The organism is Acinetobacter sp. SM1B, from assembly GCF_003289665.1.
In the GTDB taxonomy this organism is placed as follows: domain Bacteria; phylum Pseudomonadota; class Gammaproteobacteria; order Pseudomonadales; family Moraxellaceae; genus Acinetobacter; species Acinetobacter schindleri.
This window is the reverse complement of record NZ_QMBM01000001.1, coordinates 1-19,982: the sequence shown is the minus strand read 5'-3', so window position 1 is coordinate 19,982 and position 19,982 is coordinate 1. Positions and strand designations below refer to the sequence as shown.

The 19,982-nt window shown below is 46.1% G+C and carries 15 protein-coding genes and 1 pseudogene; 6 read left to right on the top strand and 10 right to left on the bottom strand.

From position 1 onward, the window contains the following. Position 1 precedes the first annotated feature (1 nt). Complete coding sequence (locus tag C8322_RS00080) at positions 2-1,105, bottom strand: efflux RND transporter periplasmic adaptor subunit (protein WP_004814092.1); 1,104 nt, start codon at positions 1,103-1,105, stop codon at positions 2-4. Between the two features lie 118 nt (positions 1,106-1,223). Between C8322_RS00080 and C8322_RS00075 the strand changes: the two are divergent. The 4 genes and pseudogenes from C8322_RS00075 to C8322_RS00060 all read left to right on the top strand — a co-directional run bounded on the left by C8322_RS00075 (position 1,224) and on the right by C8322_RS00060 (position 7,303). Further along, positions 1,224-1,873: pseudogene (locus tag C8322_RS00075) on the top strand (TetR/AcrR family transcriptional regulator). A 145-nt stretch (positions 1,874-2,018) separates the two neighbouring features. Then, positions 2,019-4,703 carry a phosphoenolpyruvate carboxylase gene (gene ppc, locus C8322_RS00070; protein ID WP_048882615.1) on the top strand — a complete coding sequence of 895 codons (2,685 nt, stop codon included), beginning with the start codon at positions 2,019-2,021 and terminating at the stop codon, positions 4,701-4,703. 298 nt (positions 4,704-5,001) lie between these two features. Beyond that, positions 5,002-6,297: a solute carrier family 23 protein gene (locus tag C8322_RS00065; RefSeq protein ID WP_005220425.1), complete on the top strand. Its 1,296-nt coding sequence runs from the start codon at positions 5,002-5,004 to the stop codon at positions 6,295-6,297. Between the two features lie 100 nt (positions 6,298-6,397). After that, positions 6,398-7,303: a LysR family transcriptional regulator gene (locus tag C8322_RS00060; RefSeq protein WP_111810231.1), complete on the top strand. Its 906-nt coding sequence runs from the start codon at positions 6,398-6,400 to the stop codon at positions 7,301-7,303. On the opposite strand, the gene C8322_RS00055 is transcribed toward C8322_RS00060, so the two are convergent. The 6 genes from C8322_RS00055 to ilvD (C8322_RS00030) form a co-directional block, all read right to left on the bottom strand. Continuing rightward, complete coding sequence (locus C8322_RS00055) at positions 7,300-8,037, bottom strand: sulfite exporter TauE/SafE family protein (RefSeq protein ID WP_111810230.1); 738 nt, start codon at positions 8,035-8,037, stop codon at positions 7,300-7,302. The two genes, C8322_RS00060 and C8322_RS00055, sit on opposite strands and share 4 nt — an antisense overlap. Before the next feature lie 157 nt (positions 8,038-8,194). Next, on the bottom strand, positions 8,195-8,482 hold the full coding sequence (locus C8322_RS00050) for a chorismate mutase (RefSeq protein ID WP_004814081.1): 288 nt from the start codon (positions 8,480-8,482) through the stop codon (positions 8,195-8,197). Then, positions 8,463-9,785, bottom strand: a complete 1,323-nt coding sequence (locus C8322_RS00045; protein WP_008306976.1) for a hypothetical protein — start codon at positions 9,783-9,785, stop codon at positions 8,463-8,465. The genes C8322_RS00050 and C8322_RS00045 overlap by 20 nt, the downstream gene beginning before the upstream one ends. A gap of 156 nt (positions 9,786-9,941) precedes the next feature. Next, complete coding sequence (ilvD, locus tag C8322_RS00040; protein WP_008306974.1) at positions 9,942-11,627, bottom strand: dihydroxy-acid dehydratase; 1,686 nt, start codon at positions 11,625-11,627, stop codon at positions 9,942-9,944. Between the two features lie 490 nt (positions 11,628-12,117). Further along, on the bottom strand, positions 12,118-12,321 hold the full coding sequence (locus C8322_RS00035) for a hypothetical protein (RefSeq protein ID WP_004814075.1): 204 nt from the start codon (positions 12,319-12,321) through the stop codon (positions 12,118-12,120). A 198-nt stretch (positions 12,322-12,519) separates the two neighbouring features. Further along, the gene (gene ilvD, locus C8322_RS00030) at positions 12,520-14,349 is read right to left on the bottom strand and encodes a dihydroxy-acid dehydratase (protein ID WP_008306966.1); all 1,830 of its coding nucleotides are present in this window, start codon (positions 14,347-14,349) and stop codon (positions 12,520-12,522) included. Positions 14,350-14,752: 403 nt separating this feature from the next. On the opposite strand from ilvD (C8322_RS00030), the gene fmt reads away from it, so the two are divergent. Together fmt and rsmB are read left to right on the top strand one after the other, a co-directional pair. Then, the gene (gene fmt, locus C8322_RS00025) at positions 14,753-15,715 is read left to right on the top strand and encodes a methionyl-tRNA formyltransferase (protein WP_111810229.1); all 963 of its coding nucleotides are present in this window, start codon (positions 14,753-14,755) and stop codon (positions 15,713-15,715) included. After that, positions 15,712-17,016 (top strand): 16S rRNA (cytosine(967)-C(5))-methyltransferase RsmB, encoded by a 1,305-nt coding sequence (gene rsmB / locus C8322_RS00020; protein ID WP_108675699.1) that lies wholly within the window; start codon positions 15,712-15,714, stop codon positions 17,014-17,016. The genes fmt and rsmB overlap by 4 nt, the downstream gene beginning before the upstream one ends. Positions 17,017-17,067: 51 nt before the next feature. On the opposite strand, the gene zupT is transcribed toward rsmB, so the two are convergent. From zupT to C8322_RS00005, 3 genes are all read right to left on the bottom strand, one after another. Beyond that, positions 17,068-17,883, bottom strand: a complete 816-nt coding sequence (zupT, locus tag C8322_RS00015) for a zinc transporter ZupT (protein WP_008306963.1) — start codon at positions 17,881-17,883, stop codon at positions 17,068-17,070. 82 nt (positions 17,884-17,965) lie between these two features. Next, positions 17,966-18,076, bottom strand: coding sequence for a methionine/alanine import family NSS transporter small subunit (locus C8322_RS00010; RefSeq protein ID WP_004814066.1), 111 nt, complete (start codon positions 18,074-18,076; stop codon positions 17,966-17,968). A gap of 10 nt (positions 18,077-18,086) precedes the next feature. Further along, a complete protein-coding gene (locus C8322_RS00005) occupies positions 18,087-19,562 on the bottom strand; it encodes a sodium-dependent transporter (protein ID WP_004814063.1) in 1,476 nt (491 codons plus the stop codon). Positions 19,563-19,982 lie beyond the last annotated feature (420 nt).

The window sequence follows — 19,982 nt, the reverse complement described above, 5'->3', positions numbered from 1 at the left end:
TTTAACCTCCAGCCCGAATGGTCACACTACGGTTCTGACGGTCAATCGGCCGGATCTTTTGCTGATCCCGGAGCAGGTGAATGCCTCCAATCACTACATAATCATCTGCTTTGAGGCCACTCAGCACAGGCACAGAATCACGGCCATAAGCACCAATTTGTACCGGGATCTTACGTACAGTAGCGTCCGGCTTAACGATCATCACATAGGCCTGACCATCCGTCGCAGAGACACTGGATAAGGGTACGCTCAGAGCATTGTCCTGAGTTTTGATAAAGAATACACGGGCACTTTGTCCGAGCTGAATTGACTTCTGGCCTTCACGTAATGCTACCCGAACCGTAAAAGTCCGGGACTGATCTGCAGCCGGAGAAATCTCACGCACATAAGCACTGAATTTTTCATCTTTTTTCGACCAGAGGGTAACCCAAGCGGGCTGACCCACTTTAATTTCGCTCACCGCCTGTTCCGGTACCCCAATCACCACTTCACGATCTCCGGAGAGCGCAATTTCAAAGGCTGCCTGCCCTGCCGCCACCACCTGACCGACTTCAATATGACGTGCAGTAATCACGCCATTTTTATTGGCAATTAAGCGGTTATACCCCGTCTGGTTACGGCTGACATCATAATTGGACTGGGCCTGCTTCAGATTCGATCTAGCTGCCTTATATTGATTCTCGACTGCATCATATTGCGAGCGGCTGACCGCATTGGCCGGTAGTAACTGTTTAAAACGGTTCAGTTCATCTTCCGCAATTTTGGCTGCAGACTGGGCACTTTCCAGTTGGGCACGCGCTGCGTTTAACTGCAGTTCCGCATCCTTGACATCTAAGCTTGCCAGTACTTGCCCTACCCGAACCTGATCCCCGACATCGACATAACGCTGGGTGATCTGACCAGCGACCCGAAACGCCAGTGGCGTTTGCTGACGTGCCTGTACATCCCCGGCATAACTTTTCTGTTCTAAATAGGAGGTATTCGGCTGAGTCACCATGACAAAGGGAACTTCCTGTTCTGTTGCCGCATTGTTTTTGCTGCATCCCCCTAAGGTCACACTGCAAGCTATAATCATGCCGGTCAGGACGTACTGAATCGTGCTCATGTTGTCTGCTCTTATCAAATAATGATTTTTCTGGTCGATAGACTGCGCTATAGTGAACTGGTTATTTTTTAATTAATATACCATGCGGTACACTAATTAGAATTACCCCCATAAAACAATGACCATTTTTATTTTTTTGGAAAAAAATGTGCAAATTCCCGTAGGACGTCCTAAAGATCTCGAAAAGCGCCGGCGGATTCTGGATGCGGCCAAACACCTTTTTTTGCAGCATGGCTATCATGGTTCCAGCATGAACCAGATTGCGCAGGCTGCAGGCGTGACCAAGCTGACGGTATATAACCATTTTCAGGACAAAGCCACACTGTTTACCTGCGCGATTGAAGATACTTGCGAGCATCTGATTCCAGCCAGTCCAACGACACTGCTGCATGCCAAGAGCAATTTTTGTGATGCGTTGCATGAAGCCTGTATATTGTCGATGAATATGGTCAATCTGCCGGAAGCGATTAAACTGGATTTACTGCTGATGGAACTGGCTTCCGAGCAAAGCCCTTTAACCCAACAATTCTTTAATGCCTCGCATCTGCGATTAAGCCAGCTCTGGCAAGAGTTCTTTCATCTGGCCCAGAGCTATCATTTTATTCAGCAAGATGTCCATTGCGTCAAACTGAACTGATGCTCTCACTGCTGTTTGGTAACCGGCATCAGAAAGTTCTGCTGGGTGTGTTTCCCGTACCTGCCTTAGAACAACAGCAAATAATTATTCAGGACGCTATTCATATTTTCTTATTGCGCTATGCCGCCTAAAATGCCAACTTGTAATTAGATTCATACAAATTGGCATTCACCTTGCTATTTTATAGGCAGGTCGTGTCCGACTTTTGTCTGTAACGGGCTTGGAATGCTTTCCAGGCGCGGTATAGTCAGGAAATGCAACAGAGGGAATATAAAAATGGCTCAACAAATTGATGCACCACTACGCGAAGACGTACGTTTACTGGGCAATCTGCTCGGTGAAACCTTAAAGCTACATGCGGGGCAGGATTTGTTTAATCAGGTGGAACAGATTCGGGCGCTTTCCAAAGGTGCTCGCGACGGCCAGCTAGAAGCAGAAAAACAACTCGAACAGCTATTTCTCAGTCTGGAAGATGATGAAATTCTTCCGCTTACCCGCGCCTTTACCCACTTTCTGAACTTTGCCAATATTGCCGAGCAATATCACGTGGTCCGTCGTCGCCGTCAAAGCGAATTTGATGAAACTGCGGAATCGCCAAATCCCCTGGTTCCCCTATTTGAAAAATTTAAACAGCAGGAAATTTCCGCTGAAAGCCTATATCAGCAGATCTGTGAACTGAAAATTGAACTGGTACTGACTGCGCATCCGACTGAAGTCAGCCGCCGTACCTTGATTCAAAAATATGATGGTATCAATGACTGTCTGTCCAAATGCGACCAGCAGAAACTCACCCCTCGTGAACGCCAAGCTGTTTTGGCCGAACTGAAACAGCTAATCACGTCTGCCTGGCAGACTGATGAAATCCGTCAGCATCGTCCGACACCAGTTGATGAAGCCAAATGGGGCTTTACTACCATTGAACAGACCTTATGGAATGCAGTACCAAAATTCATCCGTGAACTGGATGGCATGGTACAGGAACAGTGCGGTCAGTCATTACCGCTCAGTGTTGCGCCAGTGCGTTTTGCCTCCTGGATGGGAGGTGACCGTGACGGTAACCCGAATGTGACCCATCACATTACTCAGGAAGTACTATGGCTGTCACGCTGGAAAGCCGCTGATCTGTATTTACGTGATATTGAAGATCTGCGCTGGGAACTGTCGATCCAGCAATGCAGTGAAGAACTGCAACAGGCGCTGGGCAGCTCACATCCGGAACCTTATCGTGAATATCTCCGTGACACCCGTGAACGCCTGAAAGCAACACGGCACTGGCTGGCAGAAAAACTGCATGGCAATGATGCCGATGACAGCCAGGTAATTAAAACCAAAGATGAGTTATTACAGCCTTTATTGCTGTGCTATCGCTCGCTGCTAGCGTGCAATCTGCCGGAAATTGCCAATGGCAAACTGCTGGACTTTATTTACCGTGTGAACAGTTTCGGCATTGAATTGCTGAAACTGGATATCCGTCAGGAATCTGGCCGTCACCGTCAAGCGATCTCTGCGATTACGGAGTATCTTGGCTTAGGTAATTTTGAAACCTGGACTGAACAGGCACGTCAAAATTTTTTATTACAGGAACTACAAAGCAAGCGTCCGTTATTACCAAAATACCTCAATGAACCGGCCGGTAGCCTGATTGAGCATCCGGATGTGCAGGAAGTCTTCGCGACCATGCGTACGCTGGCAGAACAGCCAAGTGAATCACTCGGTGCCTATATCATTTCGATGGCGGAATATCCAAGTGATGTACTGGCGGTTTTATTGCTGCAAAAAGAAGCAGGTATCAAACAGGCTTTACGTGTAGTGCCTCTCTTTGAAACTTTGAAAGATCTCGACGGCGCAGCCAGCACCATGTCGACCCTGTTCAATATGCACTGGTATAAACAGCATATTCAGGGCAAGCATGAAGTCATGATTGGCTATTCAGATTCAGCCAAGGATGCCGGTTTTATGTCTGCCAACTGGGCGCAATACCGTGCCCAAGAGGAACTGACGGCTGTTGCCAAACAGCATGGTATCCAGCTGACGCTGTTCCACGGCCGTGGTGGTTCAATCAGCCGGGGTGGTGCTCCAACACAACAGGCCCTGTTCTCACAACCGCCCGGCTCGATCTCAGGTGCGATTCGTGTTACCGAACAGGGTGAGATGATCCGCTTCAAGTTCGGTCTGGAAGGCATTGCGCTACAAAACCTGGAGATCTATACCGCGGCAACACTGGAAGCAACGCTATTGCCGCCCCCTGTGCCGAAAACAGAATGGCGTGACCTGATGCATCAGATGACCGATTTATCGGTACAGGTCTATCGCCAGACAGTCCGTGAAAATCCCCACTTTGTAAAATACCTGCGTACCGTTACTCCTGAGCTGGAACTGCAAATGCTGCCCTTAGGTTCACGTCCAGCGAAACGTAAAGTCAGTGGCGGGATTGAATCTTTACGTGCAATTCCATGGGTGTTTGCCTGGACCCAGATCCGTTTGATGCTACCTGCCTGGCTCGGTACGGGTGCTGCATTAAATGAGGTACTGGATCAGGGTCAACGTGCCACACTCGATGAAATGCTAGCGCAGTGGCCATATTTCCAGACCCTGATTGATATGCTGGAAATGGTCCTGTCCAAAGCAGATGGTGATGTGGCATTGTATTATGAGTCACACTTGACTCATGATCCCGACCTGAAAGTATTGGGTGAGGAACTGCGTCAACGTCTGAAAGATGCAGTACAAACGCTACTGACTTTAAAAGGTGAATCAAAACTGCTGACCAGTAACGATGTGCTGGATCAATCAATGCGTGTGCGTAAGCCCTATTTACTACCGCTGCACTTGTTACAGGCCGAACTAATGAAACGCCGTCGTCTGTATCTGGCAGAGCAAAATGCTGAACACACCCCGGTAGATCATGCCTTAATGGTAAGTATTGCCGGAATTGCCGCTGGTTTACGTAATACGGGCTAAGTAATTTTTAATCATGAAGAAGCACATTTCCATGATGTGCTTTTTTATTGAACAGTCAATAGCCAAAAAAGCTTTCTTTTATATATCACATTAGATTTATTTATAGATCATCCCAAGAAGTAGCTGATGAATTAATCTACTGATTTCACTTTATTTTTAAACCACTGTACTTTTACCACACGGTAAAATCTCAAATAAAGTCATAGAATTAATTTGAACAAAAATTTTGTTTTGGTAATTAAATCTTCGAAAGAACAAGAGTATGATGTGCTCAATTTATCTTTTGAGTGCTCATTTTATGTCCAGTTGGTTTCCCAAATGGCGCCCTTATGAGGGCAGTATCGATGCACGACCAGTAGGTACCGCAGAGTATTTACCACCCGCACAAACTGTAATTCTGGGTGTACAACACGCTTTTGCAATGTTTGGTGCCACTGTACTGGCACCGTTTTTAATGGGCTTTGATCCAAACCTGGCAATCTTAATGTCAGGGATCTGTACCATTCTGTTCTTTATAATGACAGGTGGTCGAGTTCCAAGTTATTTAGGTTCAAGCTTTGCCTTCATTGGTGTGGTGATTGCGGCAACCGGTTATGCCGGTGGTGGTGGCCTCAATCCGAATATTGGCGTTGCAGCAGGCGGGATTATTGCCTGTGGTATCTTCTATGCCTTGATGGGTTTTCTGGTCATGGCAACAGGAACCCGCTGGATTGAGAAACTGATGCCACCAGTCGTCACTGGTGCGGTGGTCATGATTATTGGCTTAAACCTGGCTCCTGTAACTGTAAAAAGCGTGATGGGCAATACCTTTAATATGTGGATGTCTTTGGTCACAGTATTATGCATGGGTTCAATTGCCGTATTCACCCGTGGTCTATTACAGCGTCTACTTTTATTGGTCGGCCTGTTATTGGCTTATCTGATCTATTTCGTGCTCAGCAATGTCATGGGTTATGGCACTGCAATTAATTTCCTGCCAATTCAGCAGGCTGCCTGGTTTGGTTTACCGACCTTCCATGCGCCGACTTTTGAGTTGAATGCCATGCTGATCATTGCACCAATTGCCTTGATTCTGGTCGCTGAAAACCTCGGGCATATTAAAGCAGTCGGCGCAATGACTGGAGAAAACCTGGATCCGCATATTGGTAAAGCCTTTGTTGCAGATGGTGTTGCGACTACCTTGGCTGGTGGTGTCGGTGCTCCGGGTATGACCACGTATGGTGAAAACATCGGTGTCATGGCTGTGACCCGTGTCTACTCCACCATTATCTTTGCCGTAGCCGGTGTGTTTGCAGTCTTCCTTGGCCTATCACCGAAGTTTGGTGCAATTATTCATACCATTCCAACTGCGATTCTAACTGGTGCTTCGATTGTAGTCTTTGGTTTGATCACCATTGCCGGTGCAAAAATCTGGATTGAAAATAAAGTCGACTTCTCACAAAACAAAAATCTGATGGTTGCGGCTGTGACCATTATTTTAGGTACGGGTGACTTTGCCCTGACCTTTGGTGATTTCAACCTGGGTGGAATTGGTACTGCAACATTTGCAGCCTTATTCCTGAACTGGTTCTTCAGCCTGGTCGATAAAAAATAGATTCCAAATAATTAATTTAATAGCAGCCGCCAAGGCTGCTTTTTTTATGTCAGAAGAATTGTTTAAGATAGGTGGATTCTTTGCAATGAGCATCCTGTAGATGCGTCTGGATTTATTTGATTTACAACTGTTTTTAAATATTGTTGAAACTGGCAGCCTGACCAGGGGTGCCGAATACTCGTCAATTTCCTTGCAAGCTGCCAGTGAAAGGATTAAAAAACTGGAACAGCACTATCAGGTCAACCTGTTCATCCGTCATTCTGGCGGAGTAAAACTCACTTTTGCCGGACAGGTCTTCGCTGAACATGCTCAAGCCATCCTGCAACAGGGACAACAGCTGTCACGAGCTATGGCAGTTTTTAGTGAAGGACAGCATTCTAATATTAGCTTGTGGTGTAACTCATCGGCACAAAGTGAATATCTTCCCCTGTTGCTACCCAAGTATCTGGTCAATAACCCCAATATCCAGATTGATCTAAAAGAAGCAGAGAGCAATGACATCATTGCAGCATTGACCAATGGCACTGCCAAACTCGGTTTAATTTCCAGCTTCTTTGCTACTCCACAGTTGCAAACCCTGGAATTTTCAGATGATCCTTTGGTGCTAATCTGTCCGGAACAGCATGATCTCAGTACCGGCAAAGCATTAAAATTAGGGGACTGTCTGAATTATCCCTTTGTGGGTTTAATGCAATATCACTCCTTACAACAGTCCATTGAAACCCAGGCCAGATTACTCCACTGCGAAATCCAATACCGCTTAAGATTGCCGAATTTTGCTGCTATTGCTCAGGTGGTTGCTAATAGTGTTGGCATTGCCATCATGCCGCAACGTGCTGCGCAACGTTTGGCCAAGCTCTATGCATTTAAGCAAATCCAGTTGACTGGAGATTGGGCCAACCGCAAGTTACTATTAGCTGCGAAAAATTTTGATGAACTGAGTGCTGCCTATCAACACTTTAGCCAGTTTTTACTTTCTGCCGAGATTCAGAAAGTCTTGGATTAAATCCAGCCGAACTGGTGCAGTATCATATAACTGCCCAGAGCAATCAGACCGATAAAAAATACAGTACGGAATTTCTGCTCAGGAATTCGATAGCGAATTTTCTTACCCAACCACATGCCGATGAGCGCAGGAACTAAAGCAATTGCCGACATCGCATAATCGATCGGAATGTCTTCCACAGGATTTTGATGCAGGAAAATCGCCAGACACAACGTCGAGGTGGTAAAGGCTAAGCCTAAAGCCTGTACCAGATCATCACGTTTTAAATGTAAAGTCTGTAGATAAGGGACGACTGGAATCACCACGACCCCTGTGGCAACGGTTAAAGCACCACCGAGATAACCCATGAGTGGAGACAGCCAGCTCTCATGCCGGCTTAAATCCGGCATCTTTTTCGCAAATAAGCCATACAGCCCGTATAAGGCCAACATCCCGCCCAACAGAGCTTCGCTGTGAAATTCAGAATGTCCCAGGGTCGGGAAAACACTCCACACTGAACCGACGATGATGCCTAACAACAGCAGCCAAAAACGGCGTATCAGCTGTAACACATGACCTTCAGCAAAGAGTTGCCAGAAATTGGTCAGCATGGAGGGAATGATCAGTAAAGTTGCCGCTTGAAAGGGACTCATGAAAATAGTCAGTAAACCCATAGAAACCGCAGGTAAACCTAAACCAATCGTACCTTTAATCAGACCTGCCAAGGTAAAAATGGCAATAACGAAAGTAATCATCTGATGATCCCAAATTTATTTAGGACCATGCTATAAAAATTACTACCAAAGAAAAATCAGGGTTTTAAGGATACAGCCTCAAGCAAATCTTGAGGCTCAAGATGTACTTTGCTGGAAAGCATCAGATTGACCAGCACAGATTTTAAATAAAGGGCGCTTAAGGACGAAATTCTTTCAGTTCGCGCTGAATAAAATGCTGGAACATTTCCCGATACAGGTGCTCGATAAACACTGGATCAATGCCCTGCTTTTGAGCTTGGGCTTTGACATTTTCAACAACCTGCTCCATCCGTTCCGGAGATTGCAGGTCAGTTTCAGTTTTCTTGAAACGGGTGGTTTGATCTACATAAAACTGGCGCGCAGCAATCAGCTCAACCAAAGCTGTATCAATCGCGTCAATCTGCTCACGTGCATGTTGTAATGATTCAGCTTTTACTTTGTTCATGTTTATTCAGTTCACTTTCAGTTTGATTATCACTCTTATACTTTTCTTCTAACACATTACTGAAAATACTTTCAATCATCCAGACACGATATAAGCTATTAAATACAAAACTTTGATTATCAATCCGAAGTTCCAGCACCGGCAAGTTGGGCTGAGACTTCATTTCACAGAGCATATCATTGTCTCTAAGCTTAGCCTGAATATCTTCTTCGGTCAGTTGCCCAACTCCCAGTTCCTGCTGTAAGGCATTGAAATGTGGGGTATAACTCAAGTCACGTCCACGCGTCCAGACCGCCTGCAAAATCCGGTACATCGCATCCACCCGCCCTTCTTCCGGGCAGCTGTAATACAGCTGTGCCATCGGCAAAATGCTTTGTACCGTCGGTCGGCAAAATGGGGTAAATTCGACTTCAGTCCGTTTTGACAGGCGCGTTGCCAGTCCCCAGTCAAAGCCATCACGGCCACGATAAGACAGCGGATAGACATTCAGATGGATATTATAAAAATCAGCCAGTTCTTCCCTAATATAGGCCAGCAACAGCCAGGAAATTGGATCTTCCAGGGCAATATACAGATCCAGTTCCGGATCTAAGCCCTGAATTTCATTCAGTTCTTCAGCATCACTGATCAGGTGCTCACGCCATTCAATATGATTGATCAGGAAGATTGGATTACCCGTCAGTAATTTTTGCTGTTTCAGACGGCGGGTTAAACGCAGCAGATCATCTACGGCATGATACTGACGGCCACCGAAATCAAAATAGCTGGCCAAAACCGGGGTTGTGTCAAAGACCCGTTCAGAAAAATCCTGTGGCTGATGATGGCGACTGGCCATGGTATGCAAGGTACGCAGTTTGCCATACTGCTTTTGCCACAGCATATGAAAGATATCTTCCAGCAGATAAAGAAAATCCTGGCCACGCAATGGGGTTCGGCGCAGAATGGTTTCGGCCTGTTTTAAGGCTTCTGCAGTGGGTAATTCTGGTGTTTCATGAAAGCTGAAACGATGCTGTCTGGAGAGGATTTTGGCATCATTAATACAGTAATTTTGCCATTCTTCAAAAGACATCTGATTCGGTATTTCGCCCCGTTGACTGGAGATGACTACCTTCAACGGTTTTAATTCCGGACTCAGGATCTCTTCCAGTTGTGGTAACAGCTGCACTGCCAGATAGCTATACACATCATCCAGACGCAGATAAATCGTTAAGCCATCTTCAGCAGATAGCACCGCCTGGCGGGTTGGCTTTTGATAAAACCAACTCGATCGGATTGGATCGAACCAACGGCGTAACAGGGACATGAGATCAGCCTCAGTAGAGAACAACGCAGCAGATGACAGCGTCTAACTGCTACAGGATACTATCTTTTTCACCAGAATAGCAGATCACCTGGATCTGCTGTATGTGAAAAAAACTTATATCAATTCAAGACAAAATGATCAATGTTTACAGAGCGTTTAGATCTCGAGATTTAGGTCAGTCACTGCCCCGGTTTCTGCACCAGAGGTCAGTTTGGCAAACTTGGCTAATGCTCCATGCGTGTAATTCGGTTTTGGTTTAATCCAGGCGGCCTGACGTGCAGCGATTTCCTCATCCGAGACATGCCAGGTCATTTCACGGGTTTCTGCATTTATCGAAATCTCATCGCCATTTTGTACCAGACCGATCGGTCCACCTTCATAGGCTTCTGGGGTGACATGACCAATCACAAACCCATGACTACCACCGGAGAATCGGCCATCGGTAATCAGTGCTACGGAATCCCCTAAGCCTTTACCAATAATCGCTGAGGTCGGTTTCAGCATTTCTGGCATGCCTGGTCCACCTTTAGGACCAACACCGCGAATCACCACCACTTCACCCGGCTGAACTTCACCATCCAGAATCCCGCGCATGGCGCCCTGTTCACCCTCAAAGACCCGTGCTGCTCCTTTGAAGTAAAGGCCTTCCTTACCGGTAATTTTGGCCACGGCACCTTTTGGTGAAAGGTTACCTTTCATAATGATCAGATGTGAATCTTTTTTCACCGGCTGGTCAAATGACAGGATAATCTGCTGACCTTCAGGATAATCTTTTACATTCGCCAGGTTTTCTGCCAGAGTTTTACCAGTCACAGTCAGGCAGGAACCATCCAGCATGCCGGCATCCAGCATACGTTTCATCAATGGTTGAATCCCGCCAATCGCAATCAGCTCCGACATCAGATATTTACCCGATGGACGTACATCAGCGACTACAGGAATGTCTTTACCAATCCGGACAAAATCATCCAGACTGAGCTCCACACCTGCGGTATGTGCCATGGCCAACAGATGGAGTACACCATTGGTCGAACCACCCAAAGCAATCAGAACTTTAATTGAATTTTCAAAAGCCGCTTTGGTCATGATGTCACGTGGTTTGATGTCCAGACGTAACAGATTCATCACGGCTTCACCAGCACGGGCACAGTCGATCTGCTTGTCTTCAGAGACGGCTTCCTGTGCAGAAGAACCCGGCAGGCTCATACCGAGTGCTTCAATCGCAGAAGCCATGGAATTCGCGGTATACATCCCGCCACAAGAACCTGGACCCGGCAAAGCCACTTCTTCAATATGCTTGACCTGAATCGCATTGATTTCACCTTTGGCATGCTGTCCGACTGCTTCAAATACGGAAATCATGTCGGTATGACCTTCGCCCGGTTTGATGGTACCGCCATAAATAAACAGACCTGGACGGTTTAGACGTGCCAGTCCCATGATGCAGCCCGGCATATTTTTATCACAGCCACCAATGGCAATTACACCATCATAGGCCTGACAGCCGACCACTGCTTCAATCGAATCCGCAATGATTTCACGGGACAGCAAGGAATATTTCATACCTTCGGTACCATTAGAAATCCCGTCGGAAATGGTAATGGTATTGAAGATAATGCCCTTGCCACCCGCAGCACTCACACCCTGTTCTACCGTTCTGGCCAGACCGTCAATATGCATATTACACGGGGTGACATTGGCCCAGGTCGAAGCAATGCCAATAAAAGGACGATTAAAGTCTTCATCCTGAAAACCCGTGGCACGCATCATGGATCGGGCCGGGGCATTTTCGATGCCTTCATAAACGGGGGCTGAGTGCTCTCGGATATTATCTTTACTCATCTTGTTTTGTCCTGGATGTAATTCTTGTGAAGCCTGAAAGCTGTCTAGGTTTTATCCGATTGTATAGAAAGCCGTGTCCACATAAAAGTAAGACTCTGTGTATCACCTAAGTCTGTTTTTCTCTTGCTCTAGGCGCATGAGTAAGAGCGATATCAATGTCGCTGCCTTGCATTCATCTTAAAGCAATGCTTTAAACTTGTTCAGGCAATAGAGTCAGTGCAATAAAAGTATTTTTTACTTTGGCGCTATCCAAAGTAAAAGTCTGCCTATGCAAAAATTATTAGAACCCTAAAAGTGATTTGAGGCAGTGAATTATCAAACAATCAGACTAGCATTTGCAGTGCAATATCAGGGGGTTGCCATATGACCTGACTCGGACTTTTAAAGCCGAGTCTTTTTCTTGGACGATGGTTCAAATGTTAGAGAACTGAGATAGATTCATTCACATAGTCATTCAAATCACTGCCTGGCGCATTTTTAATATATGTGCTTAATTCAACTGATGAAGATCAAGTTCTTCATTGGATGCCAAGATCACAGATCCAAGAATCGGAGCTCCCAAAATTACAGGAACAGCTAAAATCCAGAATACGACGGTGTAATGTGGATCAAAGAAAAATTGAATACTAAGTGCGGCTAAAATCATAATGAGCACTAAAATTACGACAAAGCGGCTAATAAATTTCATTGACATGCGTGTAATCACTTTTGCATTGATACTGTATTTTTACTATACACCTACTTTTATTAAGCCTTTATTGGTTTTAAATATCTAAAGTACTGCCATGATTGCTTTTATGAAAGTTCACGTGATTTACCCAACCTTAAATATCTAAGAAATAAAAAAAGCACCCCATCTGGAGTGCTTTTTTGTGCTATAAAAATTTACAGCTTAGATATCACGTACTGCACCTTTCGCAGCACTCGTGGTGTGCATTGCATAGGCTTTCAAGGCTTTAGAAATCTTGCGTGGACGCTCTTCCGCAGGCTTCCAACCTTTGGCTTCTTGCGCTGCACGACGTTCTGCCATTACAGCGTCCTCAACAGCCAGGTGAATCGTACGATTCGGAATATCGATTTCGATACGGTCGCCATCTTCAACCAGACCAATCGCACCACCTTCCGCAGCTTCTGGTGACACGTGACCAATTGAAAGACCTGATGAACCACCCGAGAAACGACCATCTGTTACAAGTGCACAGTCTTTCCCTAAACCTTTTGATTTCAGGTAGCTGGTTGGATACAACATTTCTTGCATACCTGGGCCACCACGTGGGCCTTCGTAACGAATTACAACCACATCGCCGGCCGTGATTTTACCGCCCAAGATCGCTTCAACTGCTGAATCCTGGCTTTCAAATACACGTGCTGTACCGTTGAACTTCAAGATCGACTCATCTACACCAGCCGTTTTTACAATACAGCCATCCAGTGCGATGTTGCCATAAAGTACTGCCAGACCGCCGTCTTTAGAGAAGGCATGTTCGGCATTGCGGATCACACCATTTTCACGGTCACCATCTAAACGTGAGTAGTAGCGGTCTTGTGAGAATGCGGTTTGTGTTGGTACACCGCCCGGTGCTGATTTAAAGAAGGTATACACTTCTTCATCTTCAGTACGGATAATGTCCCATTTATCCAAGGCATCTTTTAAAGTTGCTTCATGGACGGTGGGTACAGAGGTATCCAACAAGCCTGCGCGATCCAGTTCACCCAAGATCGACATGATGCCACCAGCGCGGTGTACATCTTCCATATGTACGTCCTGCTTTGCAGGTGCAACTTTACACAGGACTGGCACTTTACGAGACAGACGGTCAATGTCATTCATGGTGAAATCAACACCAGCTTCATGAGCAGCTGCCAATAAGTGAAGTACCGTATTGGTTGAACCGCCCATCGCGATATCTAAAGTCATAGCATTTTCATACGATGCTTTGGTTGCGATATTGCGTGGCAGCAAGCTGTAATCATTTTGCTCGTAGTGACGTTTGGTGATCTCTACGATGAGTTGACCTGCTTTTTCGAATAACTTTTTACGGTTTGCATGTGTAGCAAGTGTTGAACCATTACCTGGTAAAGACAGACCCAATGCTTCAGTTAAGCAGTTCATTGAGTTCGCTGTGAACATACCAGAACATGAACCACAAGTTGGACATGCAGAACGTTCATATGCTGCAACTTCTTCATCAGTGAAGCTATCATCTGCTGCAACCACCATGGCATCAACAAGGTCAATCGCGTGTTCATTACCACGGATTTTCACTTTACCGGCTTCCATTGGGCCGCCTGACACGAATACGACTGGAATGTTCAGGCGCATTGCCGCCATCAGCATCCCCGGTGTGATTTTGTCACAGTTCGAGATACAGACCATCGCGTCAGCACAGTGTGCATTCACCATGTACTCAACCGAGTCCGCGATCAGGTCACGTGAAGGCAGTGAATACAACATGCCATCATGACCCATCGCGATACCATCATCCACAGCAATGGTATTAAATTCTTTTGCTACGCCGCCTGCTTGTTCAATCTGACGCGCCACCAATTGACCGAGGTCTTTAAGATGTACGTGGCCCGGAACGAACTGGGTAAATGAGTTGACCACTGCAATAATTGGCTTGCCGAAGTCTTCATCCTTCATACCAGTGGCGCGCCATAAGCCACGCGCACCCGCCATGTTTCTTCCGTGTGTCGATGTTTTTGAACGATAGTCAGGCATTGTGTTATTCCAACAAAGGTTGTGCTTGAGATGAATGAGTTCATTCACTCTGGCGAAATCTGTCTGATCGAGAGCATGAAATCAGTCGAAAATTGAACATATCATACACCAAGTTACACGGCGGATCAGGCGCTTATCAATGTGACAGGCGGGGATATGCTCAGAGCAGTTTCAGTACGTACACGATTAAAATATTTTATTAAAAACTACTATACCGTTATCGTTCCGGTTTAAATACAAAACTTTCATGAATATTTTTTACAATTTGCATGAGTTTTTTTTATATGAAATTTGAGTGATTTATCATGGTAATGGGTGGTACTGAGCTTTAAGCTTTTGCTGAATTAGGCTGCGAATTGCCTTATGCCTTATAATGCCCTTAAGTTTATTTGGAATTTCATCCGTGAAAATCATTTTTGCAGGCACACCAGAATTTGCAGCCACTGCATTGGCTGCGCTGCTAAAAACCGACCATGAGATTGTGGCGGTGTATACCCAACCGGACCGTAAAGCGGGTCGCGGCCAAAAACTCACTGCATCTGCGGTTAAACAGCTGGCACTGGAACACAATATTCCGGTCTATCAACCGCTACACTTTAAATCTTCAACAGACGAAGGTCTGGCAGCTCAAGCTGAGTTAAAAGCCTTAAATGCGGATGTCATGGTTGTGGCAGCTTATGGTCTGATCCTGCCGCAAGTGGTTTTAGATACGCCGAAATATGGCTGTCTGAATATTCACGGTTCATTACTGCCGCGCTGGCGTGGTGCCGCACCAATCCAGCGTGCCATCGCTACGGGTGATGCCGAGACTGGTGTGACCATTATGAAAATGGCAGCTGGTCTGGATACTGGCGACATGATGTATAAAACCATCTGCCCGATTGAGCCACAAGACACCTCTGCTTCTTTGCATGACAAGCTGGCTCAGCAAGGTGCTGAAGCAACAGTCAAAGTGCTGGAATCAGAAGAATCTCTACAGCACTATCTTGATCACCGCAAAGTGCAGGATGAAGCGCTTACGGTTTATGCACATAAATTATCCAAGGCAGAAGCTAAAATTGATTGGACTCAGGATGCGGTCACGATTGACCGCAATATCCGTGCATTTAATCCATGGCCAGTAGCATTTACGCCTATTGATGAAACAAATAACCTGCGCGTTTGGGGTTCTTTGTTATCTCATGAAAATGCGGAAGGCAAGGCCCCTGGAACTATCCTCGCGCTAGATAAACATGGCGTACATGTGGCCTGTGGTGATCAAAAAGCTATTTGCCTGACCTCACTGCAGTGGCCGGGCGGTAAAGCGCTGAATCCGGTTCAAATCAATCAAACCCAAAAATTACATGTAGGACAAATACTGGCATGAGTCATTACGAAGCCGGCACATCACACCTGAACTTACGTGCCCAGGTGATTCGCACCCTGCTCGCGGTACAGCAAGGGCAATCGCTTGCCAGTGTTTTGCCACAACATCTAGGCAAAGTGGCAGAGCGTGACCGCGCCCTGTTCCATGAACTGGTTCTTGGGACACTGCGTCAGTGGTATGCGCTGAAAAGCGTGACCCTGCCACTCTTGGTGAAACCGATTAACAATGATACGGTCGAAACCTGTCTCTATGTCGGTCTATATCAGTTGCTGGAAACCCGGATTGCGCCGCATGCCGCAATTTCCGAGACCGTAACGGCTGTTAAACAGCTCGGTTATCAGGCTTTAAGTGGGGTAGTGAATGCCATCCTGCGTCGTGTTTCACGTGAAACACCTGACTTTCAGGCAGCATTAAAACAGGCGCATGGTTTGCCAAGCTGGTTATATAAACGTCTGAAGAAAGACTGGCCTGAACAGCTGCTGGAACTTAGCACTGAACTGAAGCAGGTGGCTCCTCTGACCTTACGCGTCAATGAACGTCAGGTGAGCCGTGATGAGTATTTAGAAATTCTGGAAGAACATGATATTGCTGCGCATGCCTGCAGTATTTCTGAAGTGGGTATCGTGCTGGATGAGAGTATCCATGTACCGCACCTGCCCGGCTTCGATGTTGGTGGTTTCTCGGTACAGGATGAGCATGCCCAGCTCTGTGCCACTTTACTGCCCAACCTGAATAATAAATATGTCGTCGATGCCTGCGCAGCACCGGGTGGCAAGACCGCACATATTCTGGAAAAATACAGTCCTAAAAAGCTGATTGCATTGGATCAGGATGCCAAACGTCTGCTGCGCGTCCAGGAAAACCTGGAACGTCTGCTACTTGAAGGTGAGCATGTAGAAATCGTTACTGCTGATGCAATCAACTGGCAGGCGGCTGAGCAGCCGGACTGTATCGTACTGGATGCACCCTGCTCAGCGATTGGCGTGATGCGTCGTCATCCGGATATTCGCCTGCTGCGTCAATCTACTGATATCGCCCAGACGGTGGAACTGCAAAAACAGATTCTGGAAAATATGTGGCAGCAGCTGAAAGTTGGCGGTACTTTGCTTTATATCACCTGTTCGATTCTAAAAGCAGAAAATGAACAGCAGATGGTCGAGTTCTTTACTACCCATGCGGATGCCAAAGAAATCAAGATCAAAGCGAATTGGGGTATTGAGCAGATTCATGGTCGTCAGCTTTTGCCTAAAGCGGGTCAAGGCGATGGTTTCTTCTATTGCCGAATCGAAAAAACGGCTTAAATAGTTGTTTGAAGAAAAAGGCAGCTTCGGCTGCCTTTTTTTATTCTAGATTTATTGGAGAAATTTGAAAATCACCAGACTGCTGGCAAGCGCCGCCATCCCGCTAATCAGGCCATAAACCGTTTCGTGACCTTTGGAATAACGCTTGGCGGTTGGCAACATTTCATCCAAGGCCAGATAGACCATCACGCCACCGATCAGACCGAAAATGATGCCATAGATGGTGGTATTCAGATACGGTGCCAGAATGAAGTAGCCCAATGCGGCTCCCAAAGGTTCCGCCAGACCAGAAACCAAACTGGCGAGCAATGCATAGGATTGTCGATGTGTCGCCATATATACCGGTAAAGCAATCGCTACACCTTCTGGGATATTGTGAATCGCAATCGCTACCGCCAACGGCGCACCCAGCATCGGGCTTTCCAGGGTTGCAAAAAAGGTCGCCATGCCTTCCGGCAAATTATGTGCAGTGATGGCAAATAACGTGAGCAAGCCGGTGCGCAGCAACTGTTCCTGTCCTAGATCCTGGGTATTATTTTTTTCCAAGGTCTCATGCGGATTGGGGACCAGATGATCCAGTAACAGCACCAAGACTGCACCCAGTAATAAAGTCAAGGTTCCCCAGGCATACCCCATTTTCGCGCCATACGCCACGCTAAAAGAATCAATGGATTTGGTCAGAATCTCAGTAAGAGACACATAAATCATCGCTCCAGCAGCAAAGGCCAGACCGAAGGACATGACACGCAGGTTGGGCTTTTTTAAAAATAATACCAGTCCCCCACCCACCACGGTGGCCAAGCCGGCAAATAGAGTTACGGCAAAGGCTGTATAGACTTGTGCATCAGTAACGGAAGCAATACCCATAAGTCAGCCATTAAAAAAGTCATTATCAGCAAAGATGATAATGACTTTCATTTACAGCAACAATCAGTTTATGTGAAGATTATTAGTCTTCTGGTTCTTCCGGATTTTTTGCCAGATGAATCACAGACAGTACCAGACCACCCCATAATAAAACGATGGAGAAAATCATCATGATTAATGCAGATGTATTCATATTGGTTCTCCTAACTATGACGGTCTTTAACTAGACTGAGCAGAATGGCGCCCAGAATAAAGAATGCAAGGGTGCCCCCACCAATCGTCCATAACGTACTTGCAGGATAACCACCATAGCCTTCAGCCATGATTGATTTCAGGGTTAAACCCAATGCCAGCAATAATGACAAAGGCGTGATCACTGTCAGCATGAACTTCCAGCTGGCACCAAGTTTCACACTGGCAAATTCATTGACATGCATTTCCAGCTGTTTCATCAATGGACGGCGGAACCAGGACAATAAAATAATCGATAACAGGCCACCACCGACAATACCGATGTTATTGGCAAAGTAGTCAATAATGTCGACAAATGTAATGGCACTATGGGTCGAGAAGATCAAAGTCGATACCACTGCTGAACCACCGGCAATAATCGTCACGGACTTGTTCTTTGACCAGCCCAGCTTGTCCTGGAATGCCGCAATTGGCACCTGCAGGATACTGACCATGGAGGTAATACCCGCCACTGTTAATGACGCAAAGAATAGGAAGCCGAACAGGTCACCACCTGCACCTAAACTGGAAATAATTTTCGGGAAGGCAATAAAGGCCAGACCAATACCACCAGATACTACATCTTCAACCTTTGCACCTGAGCTGAATGCCATGAAACCAAGTGCTGCAAAGACACCAATACCCGCCAGAATTTCAAAAGACGAGTTCGCCAATGCCACCACGATACCTGAACCGGTCAGGTTGGTTTTACGTTTCAAGTAAGATGCATAGGTCAACATAATCCCGAAACCCACCGAAAGTGAGAAGAAGATGTGACCAAAAGCTGCCAGCCAGACTTTATAATTGGTCATGGCTTCCCAGTTTGGAGTAAAGAAGGCATTTAAGCCATCGACTGCACCAGGTAAACGTACTGCCTGAATCACCAGGATCGTGAATAAAATCACCAGCAATGGCATAAAGATTTTATTCGCCAGTTCCACCCCACGGCGTACTCCACCGTAAAGGATCAGCATCACCGCTGCCCAAACGACTACTAGACCAAAAAACAGTACCGGAACAAAACCGAAGGTCAGGCCTTCACCATTTTGCAGGTAGGTATTGAAGAAGAAGCCTTGAGTATCAGTTCCCCACTGTTGTCCGAAGGAATAGAACATATAACTGCCAGCCCAGGACAATACGCTGGCATAATAAATCCCGATGATCAGGGTCACCATCACCTGCCACCAACCCAGAGATTCTGCATTCATGAGTTTTTTATAGGCCATCGGTGGTGCTTTGCGGAACTTGTGTCCAACTGCATAATCTAAAAACAATAATGGCAAACCTGCTGCGAAAATCGCAATCAGATAAGGAATCAGGAATGCGCCTCCGCCATTTTCATAGGCAACGTATGGAAAGCGCCAAATATTCCCTAACCCTACTGCAGAGCCAATCGCTGCAATAATAAATCCTGATCGTGCCGACCAATTCTCTCGAGTATCTGTCATAGAACACCTAAACCTTAGGTCTCTTTAGATGCTGCTTATTGTGGTTATCGCGCGAGCAAAAAAAGTACCAATAAAAATAATTCTGGGTGCTTCAATTGGAGCATTGCTTTGTGAGCTTCAGCTTCTAAATCAGCCAACGGTCTAGCATGTCAAATCCTGGATAAAGCATCTTGCCCACACTGTCCGTGTATATGGATTTAACAATACTGAGTTTTAAGTATGATTTGTGTAAATTCTGCTCCTAATATTAATTTTTTATAATATATCTTGTTCAACCGTTCAATATTTCTCCAGGGTTAGCTTGATTTATTAAGTTATAAGTGAATTAACTTTTAGGAATATATTGTTTTTTAAGTATATCTTGATGAGTTTTGACATCCTCCCCCAGCTAAAGCAAGGGGATTCCTACTGCTAGACGCT

Coding starts and splice junctions, on each gene's coding strand:
- ilvD (WP_008306974.1), bottom strand. CDS start 11,627: ATGAGTAAAGATAATATCCGAGAGCACTCAGCCCCCGTTTATGAAGGC.
- C8322_RS00045 (WP_008306976.1), bottom strand. CDS start 9,785: ATGTCCCTGTTACGCCGTTGGTTCGATCCAATCCGATCGAGTTGGTTT.
- ilvD (WP_008306966.1), bottom strand. CDS start 14,349: ATGCCTGACTATCGTTCAAAAACATCGACACACGGAAGAAACATGGCG.
- C8322_RS00080 (WP_004814092.1), bottom strand. CDS start 1,105: ATGAGCACGATTCAGTACGTCCTGACCGGCATGATTATAGCTTGCAGT.
- C8322_RS00010 (WP_004814066.1), bottom strand. CDS start 18,076: ATGAATACATCTGCATTAATCATGATGATTTTCTCCATCGTTTTATTA.
- ppc (WP_048882615.1), top strand. CDS start 2,019: ATGGCTCAACAAATTGATGCACCACTACGCGAAGACGTACGTTTACTG.
- C8322_RS00035 (WP_004814075.1), bottom strand. CDS start 12,321: ATGTCAATGAAATTTATTAGCCGCTTTGTCGTAATTTTAGTGCTCATT.
- C8322_RS00055 (WP_111810230.1), bottom strand. CDS start 8,037: ATGATTACTTTCGTTATTGCCATTTTTACCTTGGCAGGTCTGATTAAA.
- C8322_RS00050 (WP_004814081.1), bottom strand. CDS start 8,482: ATGAACAAAGTAAAAGCTGAATCATTACAACATGCACGTGAGCAGATT.
- zupT (WP_008306963.1), bottom strand. CDS start 17,883: ATGGGTATTGCTTCCGTTACTGATGCACAAGTCTATACAGCCTTTGCC.
- rsmB (WP_108675699.1), top strand. CDS start 15,712: ATGAGTCATTACGAAGCCGGCACATCACACCTGAACTTACGTGCCCAG.
- C8322_RS00060 (WP_111810231.1), top strand. CDS start 6,398: ATGCGTCTGGATTTATTTGATTTACAACTGTTTTTAAATATTGTTGAA.
- C8322_RS00065 (WP_005220425.1), top strand. CDS start 5,002: ATGTCCAGTTGGTTTCCCAAATGGCGCCCTTATGAGGGCAGTATCGAT.
- C8322_RS00005 (WP_004814063.1), bottom strand. CDS start 19,562: ATGACAGATACTCGAGAGAATTGGTCGGCACGATCAGGATTTATTATT.